At 40.2% G+C, this 19,503-nt stretch carries 17 protein-coding genes; 1 reads left to right on the forward strand and 16 read right to left on the reverse strand.

Going from position 1 to position 19,503, the window contains the following annotated elements:
- The 11 genes from EII37_RS06125 to ybeY all read right to left on the reverse strand — a co-directional run.
- Positions 1-2,872 (reverse strand): DUF1542 domain-containing protein (locus EII37_RS06125; RefSeq protein ID WP_124787953.1); only part of this gene is annotated, 2,872 nt, incomplete at its 3' end.
- Between the two features lie 258 nt (positions 2,873-3,130).
- Positions 3,131-3,991, reverse strand: coding sequence for an SAM-dependent methyltransferase TehB (tehB, locus tag EII37_RS06130; protein ID WP_124787954.1), 861 nt, complete (start codon positions 3,989-3,991; stop codon positions 3,131-3,133).
- Positions 3,992-4,005: 14 nt separating this feature from the next.
- Positions 4,006-4,473, reverse strand: a complete 468-nt coding sequence (gene smpB / locus EII37_RS06135; RefSeq protein ID WP_124787955.1) for an SsrA-binding protein SmpB — start codon at positions 4,471-4,473, stop codon at positions 4,006-4,008.
- Positions 4,436-6,790: a ribonuclease R gene (rnr, locus tag EII37_RS06140; protein ID WP_124787956.1), complete on the reverse strand. Its 2,355-nt coding sequence runs from the start codon at positions 6,788-6,790 to the stop codon at positions 4,436-4,438. The genes smpB and rnr overlap by 38 nt, the downstream gene beginning before the upstream one ends.
- A 102-nt stretch (positions 6,791-6,892) precedes the next feature.
- Entirely contained in the window at positions 6,893-7,126 is a 234-nt protein-coding gene (gene secG / locus EII37_RS06145; RefSeq protein WP_000282517.1) for a preprotein translocase subunit SecG, read from the reverse strand.
- Between the two features lie 39 nt (positions 7,127-7,165).
- Entirely contained in the window at positions 7,166-7,315 is a 150-nt protein-coding gene (gene rpmG, locus EII37_RS06150; RefSeq protein WP_001809104.1) for a 50S ribosomal protein L33, read from the reverse strand.
- Positions 7,316-7,390: 75 nt separating this feature from the next.
- The gene (gene coaE, locus EII37_RS06155) at positions 7,391-7,996 is read right to left on the reverse strand and encodes a dephospho-CoA kinase (protein WP_124787957.1); all 606 of its coding nucleotides are present in this window, start codon (positions 7,994-7,996) and stop codon (positions 7,391-7,393) included.
- The gene (gene mutM, locus EII37_RS06160; RefSeq protein WP_124787958.1) at positions 7,996-8,820 is read right to left on the reverse strand and encodes a DNA-formamidopyrimidine glycosylase; all 825 of its coding nucleotides are present in this window, start codon (positions 8,818-8,820) and stop codon (positions 7,996-7,998) included. The genes coaE and mutM overlap by 1 nt, the downstream gene beginning before the upstream one ends.
- Before the next feature lie 48 nt (positions 8,821-8,868).
- Positions 8,869-9,768, reverse strand: coding sequence for a GTPase Era (gene era, locus EII37_RS06165; RefSeq protein WP_000143259.1), 900 nt, complete (start codon positions 9,766-9,768; stop codon positions 8,869-8,871).
- Between the two features lie 16 nt (positions 9,769-9,784).
- Positions 9,785-10,180 (reverse strand): diacylglycerol kinase family protein, encoded by a 396-nt coding sequence (locus EII37_RS06170; protein ID WP_124787959.1) that lies wholly within the window; start codon positions 10,178-10,180, stop codon positions 9,785-9,787.
- On the reverse strand, positions 10,161-10,658 hold the full coding sequence (gene ybeY / locus EII37_RS06175) for an rRNA maturation RNase YbeY (RefSeq protein ID WP_000275156.1): 498 nt from the start codon (positions 10,656-10,658) through the stop codon (positions 10,161-10,163). Before ybeY ends, EII37_RS06170 begins: the two co-directional genes overlap by 20 nt.
- A gap of 104 nt (positions 10,659-10,762) precedes the next feature.
- Between ybeY and pavA the strand changes: the two genes are divergently transcribed.
- Entirely contained in the window at positions 10,763-12,418 is a 1,656-nt protein-coding gene (gene pavA, locus EII37_RS06180; RefSeq protein WP_124787960.1) for an Rqc2 family fibronectin-binding protein PavA, read from the forward strand.
- Positions 12,419-12,449: 31 nt separating this feature from the next.
- Here the strand turns inward: pavA and deoD are convergent, their stop codons facing one another.
- From deoD to EII37_RS06205, 5 genes are all read right to left on the reverse strand, one after another.
- Positions 12,450-13,160, reverse strand: a complete 711-nt coding sequence (deoD, locus tag EII37_RS06185; protein WP_124788044.1) for a purine-nucleoside phosphorylase — start codon at positions 13,158-13,160, stop codon at positions 12,450-12,452.
- A 790-nt stretch (positions 13,161-13,950) separates the two neighbouring features.
- On the reverse strand, positions 13,951-16,680 hold the full coding sequence (locus tag EII37_RS06190) for a thiol-activated cytolysin C-terminal domain-containing protein (protein ID WP_124787961.1): 2,730 nt from the start codon (positions 16,678-16,680) through the stop codon (positions 13,951-13,953).
- Positions 16,681-16,912: 232 nt separating this feature from the next.
- Positions 16,913-17,722: a purine-nucleoside phosphorylase gene (locus EII37_RS06195; protein ID WP_115904434.1), complete on the reverse strand. Its 810-nt coding sequence runs from the start codon at positions 17,720-17,722 to the stop codon at positions 16,913-16,915.
- Positions 17,719-18,279, reverse strand: coding sequence for a DUF1697 domain-containing protein (locus EII37_RS06200; protein WP_124787962.1), 561 nt, complete (start codon positions 18,277-18,279; stop codon positions 17,719-17,721). The genes EII37_RS06195 and EII37_RS06200 overlap by 4 nt, the downstream gene beginning before the upstream one ends.
- Position 18,280: 1 nt before the next feature.
- Complete coding sequence (locus tag EII37_RS06205; protein WP_000033118.1) at positions 18,281-19,492, reverse strand: phosphopentomutase; 1,212 nt, start codon at positions 19,490-19,492, stop codon at positions 18,281-18,283.
- Positions 19,493-19,503: the final 11 nt, after the last annotated feature.

Genomic DNA, 19,503 nt, shown 5'->3' on the forward strand with positions numbered 1-19,503 from the left:
CTGGAGTTACTGCTTCAATTGCTTTAAGTCCTGTAGCCTGAGCTCCGTCTACACCATCTTGATCTTTCGCTTCATTGATAGCATTTACGGCCGCGATGGCGGCTTTTGCTACTTCAGCTTTCGCTGCTGCTTTTTCATCGTCTGACAATTTAGCGTTCTTATCAACTTCTTGTTCTTTCGCTGCTTTTTCAGCATTAATTGCTGTAATTGCTACTGCTTTTTCGATAGCTAATTTTCCATTGTCCTTTGCAGAATTGACACTCTCTTCTGTTGTTGCATTATCAATTGCAGCTGTTGCGGCTTTTGCTACTTTAGCAACTTTTGCTTTTTCTTCCGCCTTTTGTTCTGGCGTTAATCTTGCACTTGCTTCAATAGCATCCGTCGCTTTTTTAGCGGCATCTGTAATTTCTTTTTTAGCAGTTTCTCTGTCAAGAGCTTTCAATAATTCTGCTGCTTTTGTTAATTCAGCTTTTGCCACATCTACTTTCGTTTGAGCTGCTTGCACTTCTGCTTTAGATGCATTATTCCCTTTTGCTAATACTACTGCAGCTTCTGTTTTGGCTGCTTCTAATTGTGCTTTTATCGCTTCGTATTTTGTATTATAAGCTTCAATACTTTTTGGTGTTTTTCCAGTCGTATCTGCTTTTACTAGCGAATCTGCATCTGTTTTTAATTTTGCTTTTTCTTCTGTAGTTGCGCCTTCAATTAATCCATCTTTAGCTTTTTGTAATGCTGCTTTTTTCGCATTTACCTTTTCAAGAGTTGCTGAAACTTGTTCCGGTGTTGCACTTTCGTCATTAAGTACTTTTAACGCTTCTGTAATTTCAGCTTTTGCAGCTTCTTTTGCTGTATTATAAGCATTTACCGTATCTTCTGTTTTTCCTACTGTTGGATCTTCATTAATCAATGCATCCAACTCAGCTTTTGAATTTGTTAATCCTGTTTTATCAGTTTTCAAACCTGATTGTTTAGCTAACAAATCTTGTAAAGCTTGCTTAAAATTAGCAGTTCTAGCAGCAGGATCTGCTAATAGTGTTCTAACTTTTTCTAATTCTGCTTCATATTCTTGAATTGTTTGAGCAGTTTTACCATTTTTATCTGCTGATTCTGTAGCTTTTAATTTATCATAAATTCTTTGTAAAAGATTTCTTGCTACTTTACTTGTATCTTGCGCAATTGAGAAGTCAGCTCCAGTAACAGGAATAGAATATTTTTCATCCCAAGCTTGATAACTCATACCAGTACGATTTTGATCTGCTAGAGAAATTCTAACCTTATAATGATCTGCACCTTTAGGTAATTCAATAGGCTTACTCGTAAACGTTCCGGCTTTTCCATTTGGTAGATTCTCAGGTTTTGCCATTAATTTTTCAGCTTCTCTTTTACCGATGAATTCTTTACGTGTAGTATGATCAATTCCGCTATCTATAGTAGTTGAATTTGGCGTTTTAGAAATTCTTATTTTTGCTTTATTCGTTCCATCTGTTGCTTTTGTAACAATTTTTTTATCATCATTTGCAGCTACAGAAGGATCAAAAGTTGTCTCATATACTAATGTCTCTTGATTTCCTGTAATACTATAAACTTGAATTTTATAGTTAGCTTTAGAACCTTCACTATCCCCAACATAACCAGGTTTAAACTTAACAATTACATCTGAACCTTCTTTACTCGAATAGGCTGTAAATATTTTTTCAATTCCTTTATATTTAGCAACATTCTTGGTCACTCCACCAGCTGCTCCAGTTGGTTTATATGCACTGCCATCCCAAGCTGCTTCATCTCGATTTTCTCTAGTTATACTCTTTGATAGTAACAAAGTATACTCAGCATCTCTATCAAAGGCTTGTTCTTGCAACCAAACAGTATCATCTAGTGTTGAATTGATTGTTTCAAGAGGATACACCCCTTCTTCAGTTCTTCTAGCAATGGCAAACACACCACCATCGATTGCTGTCCAACCACCAAATTCAGTAATTTCTTTTACAGCACCTTTTTCAACTTGTTTACTATCACCTAAGCTATCCATATTTTGAGAAATTTTTGTATTATTTTCAACTGTAGGATCTAATTCCTTTAATTTTTGAACTAAAGTATTTAAATCAGCATCTTCTGCTGGTGCTGTATAGGTCTGATTTGCATATGGATCCGTATTCGTTGTAGCCGCATCCGTACGGAATGGATTATTGGCATCCAATGCTTTCCCATTACGTTCATCTCTAGAACCTGAGTTTGCAATAGAGTTAGAATCTGAAGCTTTTTCAGTATTCGTTGTTTTTTTACCTACAGTTGGTTGTCCATTTGTGGTATCTACTGCTGGTGCTTCTTTTTTCTCTTCTGGTTTTGTTTTTAGTTGTGTAGTTGCTACAATTAGGTTTGCATGGGCTTGTGATAATTCAGCTTGTGTTTTCGCATTGTTTAATGCTATTCTTGCTTCTTCTAAGACAGTTCTAAGATTGTTAACGCTTTCTTCTGTCTTAGTAGCATATGTTCCTTTAGCAAACTTTCCATCAATTTCTCTGATTAAATCTGTTAATTCTTTCTTATCTAGAGTCCCCACCTTCTGAGGTGCTGATTCTGGAGAAGGACTATTTTCAACTTTTGAAGGTTGAGTATTTGTCTCTACTGTTGCAGCAGGACTAGTGGCTACTGTGTTCCCTTCGTAGGTCCCATTCTGGGCATTCTGATCTTTAGGTTGCTGTGCTTGAGTCTCCCCATTAGTTGAAGGCACCCCTTGCTCTGCAGCAGATACTGCTCCATTTCCTAAAAACATGAACAATGCAGCTACTGCGACACTAGCTGCACCAAAGCTGACCTTACGAATAGAAAAACGTAATTGTTTTTCACGATCGTGTTTACCTTTATGAAACATCTAATTTCCTCCAAAATAAATATTTGTATCACGCTTTATAATACACTTTTACTCTAATAATTCAATAGCCTCTGTTTCATATTTTTCATATTTTTTTAATCTTTTATAATTTTTATGCGTATATATACGCATAAAGGTGATTTTATTCTATAACTATGGCACTTCTTGAAATAAAAATTATATTATCAGAAATATTAAATTTTTGTAACATTTAGCATTTTTAAAAAGGTCAGGAAATTTCCCAATCTTCATACATGTTTATTTGATTTTCTTGGCTAGCATGGTCGCAAAGCGTAGTTGAATACGATTGCCATTTTCGTCACGACGGTGCAAATGGCCTGGATTTTCATTGTACTTAACCAATTCCCAGTCCTTGTAATAGTCTGCCAATTCCCCTTCTTTAAAGGTAAATGGGAAGTTCACAGAGCAAGGGTAATCTTCCGTATCCATGGCACAAACGATAAGATTATAACCACCGACCGTAGTATGTTCCTGCATATTTTTGATAATTGCAGGAATGCAATCTGCTTGCAAAAACATCAAAACAACTGTCGAAACGATGAAATCATAGTCTTGCCCAATACTGGCTGAATTGATATCGTAAAGACCAACTGGCATGTCCAGATCTTCTTGCTCCACAATGCTTTGCAAGATTTCAAGGGACAGTTCATTTTGATCCACAGCTGTCACATCAAAACCTTGCTGGGCTAAAAAGAGAGAATTACGGCCCTGACCACAGCCCAAATCCAAGGCTTTCCCTGGTTTTACTATCTGCATTGCCTCTAGAACCTCTGAATGAACAGGATTGGTATTGTATTTCTTAGGGAAATAATCCTCAGGTTTACAATAAAATTCCAAGTACCACTCTACATCATCTGTGGCAGCCTCCACTCGGTGCCATGCTTGTGGTTGCGCCATGGGGTTGTCGGCCCCTGCTTCAAAGAGGTGCTCAGCTAAAACCTCACCATCCTCTGTCAATTCAATAAACTTGAGAGCTCCCTTCAAGACAGTAATTTTCCCCCAAGTCCCAACCTTGGTGTTGTGTTTCTGCTGAACAGCCTCTGGCATGGTTTCTTTAGTCCACAAAGGCATGCGTTTATAGGCAACTAGTTTTTCCATCTTCATTCCTCTTTTTATCGCTGATTAACAGCTTTCATCACGCGCGCAATATCGCGATTCTGCTCACGACGTTTGATTGACTCCCGTTTATCATAGTCATGCTTCCCTTTAGCTAAACCTAAAAGGAGTTTAGCGTAACCATCTTTGATATAGACTTTAAGGGGAACCAGTGTCATACCTGTTCCTTTAGTCTCTTGTTCCAACTTTTGGATTTGTTTCTTATGGAGCAGAAGTTTACGACGACGTTCTGGTTCTTGGTTCCAGATATTGCCCTCTTCGTAAGGAGCGATATGAACATTACTCAACCAGACCTCCCCATTTTTTACTTGGGCAAAGCCATCCTTGAGATTGATTCGAGCAGCTCGTACACTCTTGATTTCAGTTCCAGTCAGGACCATCCCTGCCTCTAGCGTATCTACGATTGTATAGTCGTAGCGTGCCTTTTTATTTTGTGCGACGACCTTTCCCTCGCCCTTTGCCATGTTTGGCTCCTTTCTTAGCTACTTCCTTGTAAAAAGGTTTCTTGCCCTTTTTCTTCTTGTCTTTTTGTGAATGCTTGCGCTTATCATTTGAGCGTCCTGATTTTCTCTTATCTTCCTTCTTATCTGAACGACGACTTGAACCACGCCCTCTATCATTACGACTAGACTGTTTCAAGCCTTTTTCAATCACATCAAATTCACTTGGAATATAAGAAAAGTCAATTTCGCCCGTCATCTTATCAGCTCTTTCAACCCGAATGCGAATCTGCTGTCCGACACGGAAGGTTGTTCCCGATTTCTCCCCACGAAGAGTCAAATCACGTTCGTTGAAATGGTAAAATTCAGGTAGATTTGTGATGTGAATCAAGCCTTCAACCGTGTTTGGCAATTCAACAAAGAGACCAAACTTGACAATGCTGGACACAACCGCATCGTACTCTTCGCCCACGTATTCTTCCATATACTCAGCCTTTTTCATGGCTTCGACTTCACGCTCAGCCTCAATGGCACGACGCTCACGGTTGGAAGACTGGGTCGCAATCTCTGGGATCACTTGCTCAAAATGCTCGGCTATTTCCTTAGAACGGCCGTAGTCACGAATCATGCGGTGAACAAGAAGGTCTGGATAACGACGAATCGGACTAGTAAAGTGAGTATAATAATCAGCCGCTAGTCCATAGTGACCGTGATTGTGCTCCGAATAGCGAGCCTGTTGCATTGAGCGAAGAAGCATCATAGACAATACATCTGCATAAGGTTCCCCCTCAACAGCACGCATGATGTCTTGAAGCACCTCCTGACTAATCTCACTAGCAGTCCCATAAATGCGCAATCCAAAGCTTGAAGCATAATCAATAAACTTCTGAACTTTTTCAGCCTTAGGCTCCTCGTGAATTCGATAGATGAAAGGTAGCTCCAACTTGCTGAAATGCTCGGCAACTGTTTCGTTGGCCATCAACATAAAGGATTCAATCATGCGCTCGGCAACACCACGCTGACGAAGAACGATATCAACAGGCTTACCTTGTTTGTCCACTAAAATCTTCGCTTCGTTGGTATCGAAATTGAGGGCTCCACGTTTCACACGCATGTTTTCTAGCCTTTCATGGAGCTTGGCCATGAGTTCGATACTTGGAACAATTTTCTGATATTCTTGTCTCTTTTCCTTGTCTCCAGCTAGGATATCATTGACATCACTGTAGGTCATCCTGAAGCTGGTCTTGATAACTGTTTGTGTAATGGTGTAATTGACCACACGACCATGTTTATCAATCTCCATGATGGCTGACTGAGTTAGACGGTCAACTTGAGGATTGAGGGAGCAGATACCATTTGACAGTCGTTCTGGAAGCATTGGGACCACACGGTCTGTCACATAGACAGAAGTTGCGCGATTAAGGGCTTCCTTATCAAGGGCAGACCCCTCGGTCACATAGTAGGAAACATCTGCGATGTGAACACCGAGCTCCAAATTCCCATTTTTTAAAGCCTTGATATGCACCGCATCGTCCAAGTCTTTGGCGTCAGCACCGTCAATGGTAAAGGTAATCTCATCTCTTAGATCCAGACGGCCTTCCATATCCTTTTGAGATGGAACATCAGGCACACTTTCTGCTTCCTTGACAACAGCCTCTGGAAATTCTGAGACAATGTCCATAGACTCCAAAACCTCAAGAACATCAATTCCGACATCCGTTGAATGCCCCACCACATCGAGGACACTAGCGACAAAGAAATCATGTTTCTTGCTTGGGTATTTATCGATAAAGACCTTGAGAACTTCTGTTCCCTCCAGTTTAAGGGCTGGTTTTTTTACATAAATCGGTTGGCTGATTTTCTGATTTTTCGAACGGATGTAGCCAGCATACTTAGGCTTTTCCTGATCTAGAACGATTTGACCGACAACAGTTGTCAAACTGTGTTCTAGGATATCGATAATTTTGGCTTCCGCCGCTGTTCCCTTGTTACGATCAGCGACTTTCTTGATGACAACCTCAACAGTATCGCCATCAATAGCATAGTTGACATCGTTTTTACCTACAAAAAGGTCGTCCTCCTCGCCTTCTAGGCTGACAAAACCAAAGCCATTTTTATGGGCATGAAAAATCCCCTTGAGAGTAATCTCATGTTTTTTCTTAACTTCTAATGTCAGAGTATCATCTTCTTCAAAGCGAATCTGATGCTTTCTTTCCATTAGGGACAAAGTTTTAATCAACTCACGAAAATCCTTGGATCCATCTTTTCCCAAAGCCTGAGCCAAGTCATTGACAGCTACCTTTCCCTTGTCTTGTAAATATTCTTTTATTCTATCTTTCATATTTTCTTTCTAGATTTTTTAATTTCCTCTTACTGTAAAACCTTCTCAAACATCGTTTTAAAAATAAAAAGAGGCAAAGACCTAGTCTTGCCCATTATTTTCTTATCTACTTGATAATACCGTCAATGCTAAGGCAATGGCTAGCCAGAAAAAGACTAAAATCCCTGTCAAACGCTGCATTACAGCTTCAAAACCGCGTGCTTTACTGCGTTCAAACAAATCACCTGAGCTGGCATCAAATACATTGCTGGATTGGTTTTTGGTTGGTTGCATGAAAATCGCAATCACAATCACAACAGATAATACTAATAAAATGGTTAATAATAGGTTATACATATCAAACTCCTTAAAATCCCTATTATTTTACCATAAAATCTACTTAGATTCAAGATGTAGGGTTACTTTTCTTTCCTTGGGACAATACTTTAAAACCTCAATCTTGTCTGGATGGGTTTTTGAATTTTTACTGGTTAGGTAATTGATACTGCCACAAGAGGAGCATTTGAGATTAATTTTTACTCGCACTAGATTTCCTTTACTTTTGATAATACTCTATTTTTAGCTACATTTAATAAACAATGCTAAGATACTTCTTCTAAGCTAATCTATTAACTGACTCTCAATTATTTCAAGTTTAGTAACTACTTGACTCACAAGCTGATCACGACCGCCATTATTATCAAGAACCTGGCTGGCTAAATCTTTCTTTTTCTCTAAAGGCCACTGGGCTGCCAGACGAGACTCAGCTTCATCTTTGGACAACTGGTCCCTTTTCATTAAGCGTTTCACTTGGACATCTCGGTCCACATAGACCAACCAAGTCTCATCAAACCAAGCGCTGTAGGCCTGCTCAAAAAGTAGGGGAATATCCATGAAGAAAATCTCTTCTGTCTGAGCCAACTGGTCTCTCAACGTAGCTAGTTCCTCACGGATAATCTCTCCTTGAGTTATCCTAGACCATTCTCGCTCTTCAGGATTTGAAAAGATGAGACTAGCTAGGAGAGGCCGATTGAGTTCTCCATTTTCAAGGATAATTTCTTGCCCAAAGTGCTGGACTAGAGCCTCAAACAGGCGACCACCAGGTTTCTGTAGTTGGTGGACGACTGCGTCAGCATCCACCACTTGAAAGCCTTGTTTTCTTAGAAAATTTGTCACAGTTGACTTACCAGAGGCAATTCCTCCTGTAATTCCGATGATTTTTCCCATCAGCCCCTCCTTTGGCACTGAGGACAAAAGTGAGTTCCTCGTCCGCCTAGTTGGATTTTCTCAATGATGGTACCACAGCGTACACATTCTTGACCAGCCTTGTCATAGACCTGATGAAAATCCTGCATGGTTCCATCTTCCCCAAAGGCATTGGTATAGGTCCGAATAGTGGAACCACCTTTTTCAACAGCCTGACCCAAAACAGCGATGGTCTGGTCATGAATGGCAGTCGCTTCTTCTGCTGTCAAAGTCTGGGAAGGTCTGGCTGGATGAACCTGAGCTCGCCAGAGAACCTCATCCACATAGATATTGCCAAGGCCAGCTACCAAGGTCTGGTCTAAAAGATGGGATTTGATAGGCTTTTTAGACTTAGCTAGGGCAGCTTGAAAGACCTGCACATCAAAGTCTTGTTCGCTTGGTTCAGGACCTAATTTTTTAGAAATAAAGTAGGCGTCTAAAAGATCAGGCGCCAAGAGTTCCATAGTACCAAACTTGCGAACATCCTCATAAACAAGCGTGCCACCATCCTCAAATTGGAAGAAAACATGGGCATGTTTGCGTTCAGGAACCTGATACGGATAATAAAAATACTTGCCCTCCATCCGCAAATGGGAAATCAAGACCTTGTCTGTCAGGTAGAAAAGCAAATATTTGCCACGGCGCCCTATAGACTCAATTAGTTGGCCAGGCACTTCCTTTCGAAACTCGTCCAAATCCGTCTTAATCATCTTGGGATAACGAATGTCTATACTCGAAATCTTCTTTCCTAAAATCAATTTTTCTAAGCCACGACGAACGGTTTCAACCTCAGGTAATTCAGGCATAAGTCCTCCTTCTGTAAAAACAAGAAGCAGGCATGAGCCCACCTCTACTTAGTATTCTTTTTCATTATAGCCAAAGTCAGCCAAATCTAGCTTTTTATCGCGCCAGTTTTTCTTGACCTTGACCCATGTTTCTAGGAAGACCTTGTCTCCTAGCATGAGTTCAATATCACGACGAGCCATGCTACCGATTTTCTTAAGCATAGCGCCACCTTTACCGATGATAATCCCTTTTTGGCTATCGCGCTCGACCATGATGGTTGCACGGATGTGCACCTTGTCTGTCTCTTCATCTCGTTTCATAGAATCCACTACTACTGCAACAGAATGCGGAATTTCTTCACGAGTTAGGTGCAAAACTTTCTCGCGAATCATTTCAGAAACCAAGAATCGCTCTGGATGGTCTGTGATTTGATCAGACGGAAAATATTGGAAACCTTCGTCCAGATTTTCACTCAAAATATCCACTAGACGAGAGACGTTATTTCCTTGAAGGGCTGAGATTGGTACAATTTCCTTAAAGTCCATTTGATTACGGAAGTCATCAATCTGAGACAAGAGCTGATCTGGGTGAACCTTATCGATCTTGTTCACAACTAAAATGACAGGAACCTTGGCAGCCTTCAGACGCTCGATAATCATATCGTCCCCCTTGCCACGCGCTTCGTCAGCTGGCACCATGAAAAGAACGGTATCCACTTCACGAAGGGTACTGTAAGCTGACTCGACCATGAAATCTCCAAGAGCCGTCTTAGGCTTGTGAATTCCTGGCGTGTCGATAAAGACGATTTGTTCCTTATCAGTCGTGTAAATTCCCATGATTTTATTGCGCGTTGTCTGCGCTTTGTCACTCATGATGGCAATCTTTTGCCCCATAACGTGGTTTAAAAAGGTTGACTTCCCAACGTTGGGACGTCCTAAAATGGCTACAAAGCCTGATTTAAAAGTCATAATTTCCTCTTACTGTTTAAAATAATAAATCCCAGATTCGTGGGAGAAAAATCAATGCGCCTGTTAAGGCAGCGAAAAGAGAGACCACTAATACCGCTCCTGCCGCCATATCCTTGGCATTTTTAGCCAGCATGGAAAAGTGATAGTGACTGGCCAAATCCACCACATTTTCAATAGCAGAATTGATAATTTCAAAAGCTACTACCAAGAAAATGCTCAATAGGAGAAAGAGCCATTCGATTCGTGACACCTGAAAAATAAAACCTGCAAGAATGACCACTAGAGCCGTCACTGCATGTTTTCGCATATTGCGTTCTTCCTTGATGGCAGTAAAAATCCCTGTGAGGGCAAATTCTAAACTGGCTATCAGGTCACGATTTTTCCATTTTCGTTTATTGTCTTGTGAGTCCATAGGCTGTCAAAATTTCTTCTTGTAAACCGAACATCTCCGCTTCTTCTTCTGGAGTGTAGTGATCATAGCCGTTGATATGTAAAAAGCCGTGTACTGCCAAGAAGCCCATCTCACGCTCAAAGCTGTGGCCGTATTCCTCGGCCTGCTCATGAGCCTTATCGATAGAGATGAACAGTTCCCCAATATAGGCATCAAACTCAGACATCATCTCTGCCAATTCTGGATTTTCAAGTAAATCCTCTTCGTCAAAGGCAATTTCCAACTCTGGCTTATATTCAAGGCTGATGACATCTGTCGGACGGTCGGTGTCACGATACTCCAGATTGAGTTCATGACTACGTTCATTGGTCACAAAAGTGACTGCCATCTCCTTGTCTTCTTTTCCTAATTTTTGGGCTGCAAATTCCAAAATTTCTTGGGTTTGTTGCAACATTTCTTTTGAAACTTGACCAGTTTCATCTACCATTTCAATATACATGTGCTTCTCGTTTCTCTTTACTTGGCTTTATTATACCACATTTCCATGATTTTATTCTACCTTTTTGATATAATACTATGGAATACAATCACAAGGAGAGAACGATGTCATTTGACGGATTTTTTTTACACCACATGGTTGAGGAATTGCGAAGAGAGTTAGTTAACGGTCGCATTCAGAAAATCAATCAACCTTTTGAACAAGAGTTGGTCTTGCAAATCCGTAGCAATCGCCAAAGCCATCGCCTGCTCCTTTCTGCGCATCCTGTTTTTGGACGCATTCAGCTGACCCAAACGACTTTTGAAAATCCAGCCCAACCTTCCACCTTTATCATGGTTTTGAGAAAATATTTGCAGGGTGCCTTAATTGAGTCTATTGAGCAAGTGGAAAATGACCGTATTGTAGAAATGACAGTTTCCAATAAAAACGAGATTGGTGACCATATCCAGGCTACCTTGATTATCGAAATCATGGGGAAACACAGTAATATTCTACTGGTTGATAAAAGCAGTCATAAAATCCTCGAAGTTATCAAACATGTTGGCTTTTCACAAAATAGCTACCGCACCTTGCTTCCTGGGTCGACCTACATCGCTCCGCCAAGTACGGTATCTCTCAATCCTTTTACTATCAAGGATGAAAAACTCTTTGAAATCCTGCAAACTCAGGAAACGACAGCTAAAAGCCTTCAAAGCCTCTTTCAAGGTCTGGGACGCGATACGGCAAATGAATTGGAAAGCATACTGGTTAGTGAAAAACTTTTCACTTTCCGAAACTTTTTCAATCAAGAAACCAAGCCATGCTTGACTGAGACTTCCTTCAGTCCAGTTCCTTTTGCAAATCAGGTGGGAGAGCCTTTTGCCAGTCTTTCTGATTTGTTGGACACCTACTATAAGGATAAGGCTGAGCGAGACCGTGTCAAACAGCAAGCCAGTGAACTCATTCGTCGTGTTGAAAATGAACTTCAGAAAAACCGCCACAAACTCAAAAAACAGGAAAAAGAATTACTAGCGACAGACAATGCTGAAGAATTTCGCCAAAAAGGGGAATTGCTAACAACCTTCCTCCATCAAGTGCCTAACGACCAAGACCAGGTTATCCTAGACAACTACTATACCAACCTACCTATCACGATTGCGCTTGATAAGGCCTTGACTCCCAATCAAAATGCCCAACGCTATTTTAAACGGTATCAGAAACTAAAAGAAGCTGTCAAATACTTGACTGATCTGATTGAGGAAACCAAGGCAACCATTCTCTATCTTGAAAGTGTGGAAACCGTCCTCAACCAAGCTGGACTGGAAGAAATCGCTGAAATCCGTGAAGAATTGATTCAAACAGGTTTTATCCGCAGAAGACAACGGGAGAAAATCCAGAAGCGCAAAAAGCCAGAACAATATCTAGCAAGCGATGGCAAGACCATCATCTATGTCGGACGCAATAACCTGCAAAATGAGGAATTGACCTTTAAAATGGCCCGCAAGGAGGAACTTTGGTTCCATGCCAAGGACATTCCTGGAAGCCACGTTGTCATATCAGGCAATCTAGATCCATCTGATGAAGTCAAGACAGACGCGGCAGAACTAGCCGCCTACTTCTCTCAAGGTCGCCTGTCAAATCTGGTTCAGGTAGATATGATTGAAGTCAAAAAACTCAATAAACCAACTGGTGGCAAACCTGGCTTTGTCACTTACACAGGACAAAAGACCCTCCGTGTCACACCAGACCCAGAAAAAATTGCATCCATGAAAAAATCCTGATTTACTTGAAATCAGGATTTTCTTTTGCATTTTACTCTGCAATTAAGGTTTCCAATCCAACCTTCATCATATCTGTGAAGGTATTTTGGCGTTCTTCTGCAGTTGTGTCTTCATCTGGATTGACCAAACTATCAGAGATAGTCATGATAGCAAGGGCGTCAACATGATGTTGGGCTGCCAAATAGTAGAGAGCTGCTGCTTCCATTTCCACAGCCTTGACTCCCCATTTACCAAGCTCGATATTCTTTTCAAAATAGTTTGAATAGAAGACATCAGATGACAAAACGTTCCCAACGTGGGTTGTCATACCGAAATCTTTAGCGATATGATAGGCCTTATCTAACAAATCAAAGCTAGCAATTTGTGGAAAATCATACTGTGGCCAGTCATTACGGACGATGTTTGAGTTGGTTGCAGCTGCCTGCGCCAAAACCAATTCACGGACATGAACGTCTTCATTCAAAGAACCTGCAGTTCCCACACGAATCAATTTTTTTACTCCGTAGTCAACAATTAACTCACGCGCATAAATCGAAATAGATGGCATCCCCATCCCAGTTCCCATGACAGACACACGGTGACCCTTGTAAGTACCAGTGTAACCAAACATGTTTCGCACTTCGTTAAAACAAACAGCATATTCAAGGAAGTTCTCCGCAATAAATTTAGCACGAAGAGGATCCCCAGGAAGAAGAATTTTATCAGCAATTTCACCCTGCTTAGCAGCAATATGGATAGACATAGTTAAGATATAAAGGGCGACAGAGAACAAAGTAAAAATAGGAAACTGACGAAGCATCGTAGATGCTAGACAGTTTATCTTTTTTACACAGTTCTCCGCCCGTATTCAGTTCAATGAATACAGTTAACCCATCCTTTCTTTATTCTAAAATTTATAATCAGAAAGATACCAAACCCGTCAAAAAGCAAAGGGAAAATAGGAGTTGGGTGCAGTGAGCGATGCTCGCTAGACCAACTATCTTTTTTCCCACTGCTTTTAGGGTGGGGTCAATTCCTTTCTTTCTTAATTTTGATGATATTGAGAAGATTAGAGCGGCTTCAATTCAATCCCGAACTCCCCTTCTCTTCTGAGTTTTTAGAAAAGTTTTCCGCTCGTGTTCAAATCAGAACATCTCGCTCTACCTTTCTGTTTTTATATTTAGGATAGCGACAGAGAACAAAGTAAAAATAGGAATCTGACGAAGCATCTCAGATGCTAGACAGTTTATCTTTTTTACACAGTTCTCCGCCCGTATTCAGTTCAATGAATACAGTTAACCCATCCTTTCTTTATTTTATGAAGATTAGAGAGCGACAAGAAAACGACTAAAAATTAGGAATCTGACGAGAAATCCTGATTTCTCAGTCAGATTATCTATTTTCCAAGTTTTCCGCTCGTGTTCAAATCAAAACACACGCTCTACTTTTCTGTTTAATTTTGTTCTTTCACAGAGAGCTACCTAAGTTCCATTAAAACTCAGGTAATTCTTTCCTTATAAGCTAGACAACCTAACTGTCATTGTATCGTCAGATTACAAGACATCATCGTCACTCACCTTGGAATTCAACGTTGTTCCCCAGTGAGTGATTTTTCGATGTGGTTGGGCCAGAAGAGGTCTATTATCATAGATAGTTTGCCATCTATTCCAAAAAAGACCAGTTCTTTTCTCAATCTTAATTCGAAGATTACGCATATTAGACTTAATTGGGAGATTGAGGATAGAGCCTGCGATCTGATTGCGTCCATTCCCTTCCCAAGAATGATTGCGAACAACTGAATTACCGTCTTTATCTACTGTAACTTCTTCCCAAGATATTGAATAACGTGCAATATAAGCGCCACTATGTTGGATAGTTAGGGTCTTATCTTTTACAGGAGTGTAGTTTAACAGTTGTACAGGCTTAGAAGCTTGAGTAGTTGCATTATTTTTAGCTACAAATCGAAAAACCTCTACTTCTGCAAGGCTGAGAGCTTGATTTTTTTGACGCAATTGAATGCGAACACGACGACCTAATTTACCATTCAACTGGAGATCTAAACTGCTTCCTTCTAAACGAGAAACATATTGTCTAGCAACTTCTGTCCCTTTTTCATCATATAAAATCACATCAAAGTCTGAGAGACGTTTAGAAAGTTCTCCATCCCCACGATTATGAAGGCGAACAAGTCCTACCTGTTCTGTACGACCTAAATCAACTTCCCACCAAGGCTGGTTTTCAAATTTTGTATGGGTAATTGATTGCTGGCTATAACTACTATTGGTGTTGCCATCCAAGGCACGACTAGCATCTCCACCAAAATCAGTAGAACTTTGCTTAGCTTGCTTTTTCCATGCGATATTCTCAGCACGGAAAACCTGAACTTCTGCAAGACTGAGAGCGTTATATCCATCTAACTCAATGCGTACAAAACGAACTTTCTTATAATCAATTGAAATCTGAGCGGAACTATCTCGCAAGTATGCAATGCGCTTTCTTTCAATTTCTTTTCCAGAACTATCCAAAAGAATCACATTAAAATTAGTTAGTCTATCTTGAGCAGCATCTGTTCGATTGTAAATATTAATCTGGCGAATCGTTTCTTCCTTGTCTAAATCGACTTGCCACCAAGGTTTTGATTGAAAATCTGTATGAGTGACAGAATTATGTCCGTAATTTCCATCTAATTTCCCATCAACTGCTCTTCTAGCATCTCCTCCAAAAGCTGTTGAACTTTGAATTACTCGTTTTCCTAGAGCTATATTTTCAAGAGGTTCAACACTTGGTTGACTAGACGACAGAGGGACTTGTTGTTTCTTAAAGAAATAAACTTTGTCCAATTTTTGATCACGATATCCCTGTTTATCAAGCGCATCACGTTTTCCAATATTAAAATTCGGGATAGCATTCATTCTACTTTCAAAATAACCACGCGAACGGTGCTTGAAACTAGAGTTACCTGTGAAAGTTACAATATCATTATCATTACGAATCAAAGATGTCACAACATTATCATTATCGACTACATAATGTTTTATTTTTCCAGATAAAGCCAACTTACGACTTTCTAACCCTACATCCCAGAAACCATTTTTAGCATTCCAAATAGTTCGAGAAGTAATTACTTTAGGAGCACTAAATGTCGTAACTTTTTTCAAAACATTATTATAAAAAGTAGGATATTTCTGATAAGCTTCAACTGCTGCTATTTGAGCTAAGTAGCCTCCTAGAGAATGACCTGTCATATACAGATTGGTAATGCTGGAATCCTGCGCCAGTTCTTTTACAACATTACGGATATCATCCGCTTGTGCAGGTTTATTTCCACCAAATAAAACCAAATCTGTACTTAAATCCTTGGCGTCATTAACTCGCGTTCCACGAATAGCCAACATTTGAACAGTATTGTCTTTTAAATAAGGAAGATCACTCTTAGTTTCAAATAAGAAAGCATCCAAGCCACTTGCTGTATGATAAGCCTTTTTCATCTTCCAAAATGGGGCTAACTCATTGTGCATCATTTTATATTCTTGACGATCAAGATAAAGACTTGGAAAAGGATTTTTATGATCTAGAATTTTGTCAATGTAATCATCATCACGATAAGCCAACTCCATAAAAAGGAGGGAATCACGATCTGTGACATACCATTGTTTCTTGTTATCATCTTCCCCGTCTTCTAGTCCATCTCCATCACTATCTGCTAGTAAAGGATGGCTATGGTATCCTAAGTAATCTTTCCCATCTTTATTGTAAATATACAATTCATCCTTATTTTTTATTCCATCATGATCATCATCTCCATCAGGATCTAAAAATTTTCCACCGTATAAAGAATTATCGACAAGATCCTTCTCTACATGGAGCTCTCCTTTAGAAATTTTGACAAGGTCTGCCTCTGTTACTGGACGAGAATTTTTCGGCTCATCCTTTAGAATTTCCTCTTTCTTCAATTCCTCATGAGGCACAGCAAATTCTTTTTGATATAATTCTTCTCCTGCTTTTTCTTTCTCATGTGTAACAACTTCTTTTGTTTCTAAAGTTGATTGAGCAGCTGTTGCTTTCTCCTCTGTAATAGATATTTCCTGTTTTTTATCAGTACCTTCTTTTACGGGAATATCCTTTGCTACTACTGATACAGAGCCTTCATTTTTCAGACCATGATTTCCTTCATTGGCAGAAACACCTGTTGGTACTATAAAAGCAAAACCAACTGCTACAGATACAACTCCGATACTTAATTTTTTTATGCCAAAACGCATAATTTGTTGACCGATTTTCATTTATACATATATCTTTCTTTTATTTTTTTCACCCTCTTTACCAACAACATTCTCCAATCAGCTAATCTCCTTTATCGTCACAGTTTCATTTTTATACTTGGTTAACAAGGATTTGATGAGGTTTGTAAAAGTATAGGAACCTCATTCAATTTTCATATCATAATTCTATATGGAAGTTAATTGTTTCATTCATCTTCCAACTTACAGAAATGCTTTCCTACTTATTTTTTTCTCATAGTTCAGCAAGAATCGCTTTAAGCAAGCCTTTGAAATCACCTTTAACACGTTCAGTCACTTCTACAACTTCTTCGTGGTTGAGTTCTTCTTGGAAACCAGCAGCATGGTTAGTAATACATGAAATACCGAGAACTTTCAAACCTGAGTGGGCTGCCACGATAACTTCAGGAACAGTCGACATACCAACTGCATCTGCTCCAAGTGTCTTATAGGCGCGAATTTCTGCTGGTGTTTCATAAGTCGGACCAGTTACACCGATATAGACACCTTCATCAAGCTTGATACCAAGTTTTTTAGCCACTTCATGGGCAGTAGCACGGTATTCTGGTGTGTAGGCCTTAGACATATCTGGAAAACGAGGACCAAAATCATCCAAGTTTTCACCCATCAATGGGTTTTGCCCCGTCATGTTAATATGGTCTGAGATAGCCATCAAGGTACCAGGACCAAATCCAATACCGCCAGCTGCATTGGTTACAATGACACCTTCGCATCCGAGAACTTTCATCACACGTACTGGGAAAGTCACGACTTCAAGAGGATTTCCTTCATAGAAATGGAAACGCCCTTGAAGAGCCAAGACTTTTCGACCTGCAAGGTCACCATATACCAATTTACCAGCGTGACCGACTACTGTTGAACGGCCCCAGTTTGGAATTTCAGCATAGTCTACTACAACTGGATTTTCGATTTCTTCTGCTAGTTCTCCAAGTCCTGATCCAAGGATTAGACCAAACTCAGGCGCTTGGATTCCCTTGTCTTTCAAGAAAGCAGCTGTTTCATTGATTTTGTCTAAAAATGTCATTGTGTGTCTCCTTTATTATTCTTTAGCATTTGACCGATTTTTTCAAAAGTTTTAGCATTGCGAATGGTGATGTTGCGATAAAAAGGCATCTTGAGCAAGTACTTATGATAGGCAGTTGCATAGTAGGATTCCTCAGAGAATTTCCCCCAGAAAATCCCAAGTCTTCCAAAATGAACCACTTCATCTTCCAGTTCCAAACCGTTCACTTTCTCGATCACTTGAGCCACATCCAAGCCCTCTGTGTAAAAGAGGACATCTTTTCGAGCTAGGTCTTTAGTCCACCAATCTGGCAGATTATTCAGCTCTGCTTCATAGTCTTCCTGACTCAGCAAAGAAAAGCTCTGAATAAATGGATAATGGACTTCAAAGAAAGCCTCTAACTTTTCAACCAATTGAGCTTTGGGAGCTGTAGAAGTAAAGAAAATATTGCCACTGTTGATGTAGGTTTCAACTTTTTCCAGTCCCAACTCTGTCAATTCTTGACGAAGTTGCGCCATGACAACCTTATTTTTCCCACCGACATTAATGCCCCTTACCAGTAAAGCATAGCGTTTCATCTTATACCAATTTATCTAAGAAACTTTCCCCAATCATGGCTGTTTCAACACCAAAGTTATCCGCAACAGTCGCTGAGATATCTGCAAAATGTCCGACTGGAATGACACCATTTCCTTTAAAGGCAGGGCTATAGGCCAACAATGGAATATATTCACGAGTGTGGTCTGTTCCTGCATAAGTTGGATCATTTCCATGATCCGCAGTAATCAAGAGAAGGTCATTTTCTCTCATGGCTGCGATAATTTCAGGCAAGCGTTCATCAAACTCATGCAAGCAATCACGGTAACCATGAGCATTGCGGCGGTGGCCGTAAAGGGCATCAAAGTCCACCAAGTTTGTGAAGGAGAATCCTTTTTCAAACTCAGCAAGACCCATAGTCTTCAATAATGTATCAATTCCGTGGCTATTTGACTTGTTGTGGCCCATGTCGTGGTTAATACCCGCACCGTTAAAGATATCGTTGATTTTTCCAACAGCGTAAGTATCGATACCTGCTTCATTGAGTTTATCCAAAACAGTTGGAGCAAATGGTGAAACTGCCAAATCGCGACGATTTGCAGTACGAGTGAAGTTACCTGGTTCACCTACATATGGACGGGCAATGATACGACCTAGAAGGGCAGGACGCTCAAGGGTAATCGAACGCGCGTATTCACAGATACGGTACAATTCATCCAAAGGAATGATGTCTTCGTGGGCAGCAATCTGCAAAACAGGATCAGCCGAAGTATAGATAATCAACTCCCCAGTTTCCATCTGACGTGGTCCAAAGTCATCGATAACAGCTGTTCCTGAGTAAGGTTTGTTAGCTTCACGAATAACCTTGCGTCCTGAAAATTCTTCGATTTTTGTCAGGATTTCTTCTGGGAATCCATTCCAGAAAGTATCGAAAGGCTCAGTAATGTTGAGTCCCATGATTTCCCAGTGACCAGTCATTGTATCCTTACCAAGAGATACTTCTTCCAATTTTGTCGCATATCCTGTTGGATTGCTTTCAGCTGGAACAGTCTTAAGAGGAGTTTCTCGAGGAATATTTCCAAGACCAATTTTAGCCATGTTTGGCACATTCAAACCAACTGTTTTGGAAATATGTCCCAGTGTGTCAGAGGCACCATCTGGAACCCCTGCATTGACAAAGTTATTGGCATCTGGTGCAGCACCGATTCCCACAGAATCCAGTACCACCAAGTGAATACGATTAAATTTTGACATAATGTGTCTCC

The organism is Streptococcus sp. OH4692_COT-348 (assembly GCF_003859975.1).
In the GTDB taxonomy this organism is placed as follows: Bacteria; Bacillota; Bacilli; order Lactobacillales; family Streptococcaceae; genus Streptococcus.

Excerpts from the sequence above, each read along its gene's own strand:
- tehB (WP_124787954.1), bottom strand. The coding sequence starts at position 3,991 with ATGGAAAAACTAGTTGCCTATAAACGCATGCCTTTGTGGACTAAAGAA.
- smpB (WP_124787955.1), bottom strand. The coding sequence starts at position 4,473 with ATGGCAAAGGGCGAGGGAAAGGTCGTCGCACAAAATAAAAAGGCACGC.
- rnr (WP_124787956.1), bottom strand. The coding sequence starts at position 6,790 with ATGAAAGATAGAATAAAAGAATATTTACAAGACAAGGGAAAGGTAGCT.
- secG (WP_000282517.1), bottom strand. The coding sequence starts at position 7,126 with ATGTATAACCTATTATTAACCATTTTATTAGTATTATCTGTTGTGATT.
- coaE (WP_124787957.1), bottom strand. The coding sequence starts at position 7,996 with ATGGGAAAAATCATCGGAATTACAGGAGGAATTGCCTCTGGTAAGTCA.
- mutM (WP_124787958.1), bottom strand. The coding sequence starts at position 8,820 with ATGCCTGAATTACCTGAGGTTGAAACCGTTCGTCGTGGCTTAGAAAAA.
- era (WP_000143259.1), bottom strand. The coding sequence starts at position 9,768 with ATGACTTTTAAATCAGGCTTTGTAGCCATTTTAGGACGTCCCAACGTT.
- EII37_RS06170 (WP_124787959.1), bottom strand. The coding sequence starts at position 10,180 with ATGGACTCACAAGACAATAAACGAAAATGGAAAAATCGTGACCTGATA.
- ybeY (WP_000275156.1), bottom strand. The coding sequence starts at position 10,658 with ATGTATATTGAAATGGTAGATGAAACTGGTCAAGTTTCAAAAGAAATG.
- pavA (WP_124787960.1), top strand. The coding sequence starts at position 10,763 with ATGTCATTTGACGGATTTTTTTTACACCACATGGTTGAGGAATTGCGA.
- deoD (WP_124788044.1), bottom strand. The coding sequence starts at position 13,160 with ATGTCTATCCATATTGCTGCTAAGCAGGGTGAAATTGCTGATAAAATT.
- EII37_RS06190 (WP_124787961.1), bottom strand. The coding sequence starts at position 16,680 with ATGAAAATCGGTCAACAAATTATGCGTTTTGGCATAAAAAAATTAAGT.
- EII37_RS06195 (WP_115904434.1), bottom strand. The coding sequence starts at position 17,722 with ATGACATTTTTAGACAAAATCAATGAAACAGCTGCTTTCTTGAAAGAC.
- EII37_RS06200 (WP_124787962.1), bottom strand. The coding sequence starts at position 18,279 with ATGAAACGCTATGCTTTACTGGTAAGGGGCATTAATGTCGGTGGGAAA.
- EII37_RS06205 (WP_000033118.1), bottom strand. The coding sequence starts at position 19,492 with ATGTCAAAATTTAATCGTATTCACTTGGTGGTACTGGATTCTGTGGGA.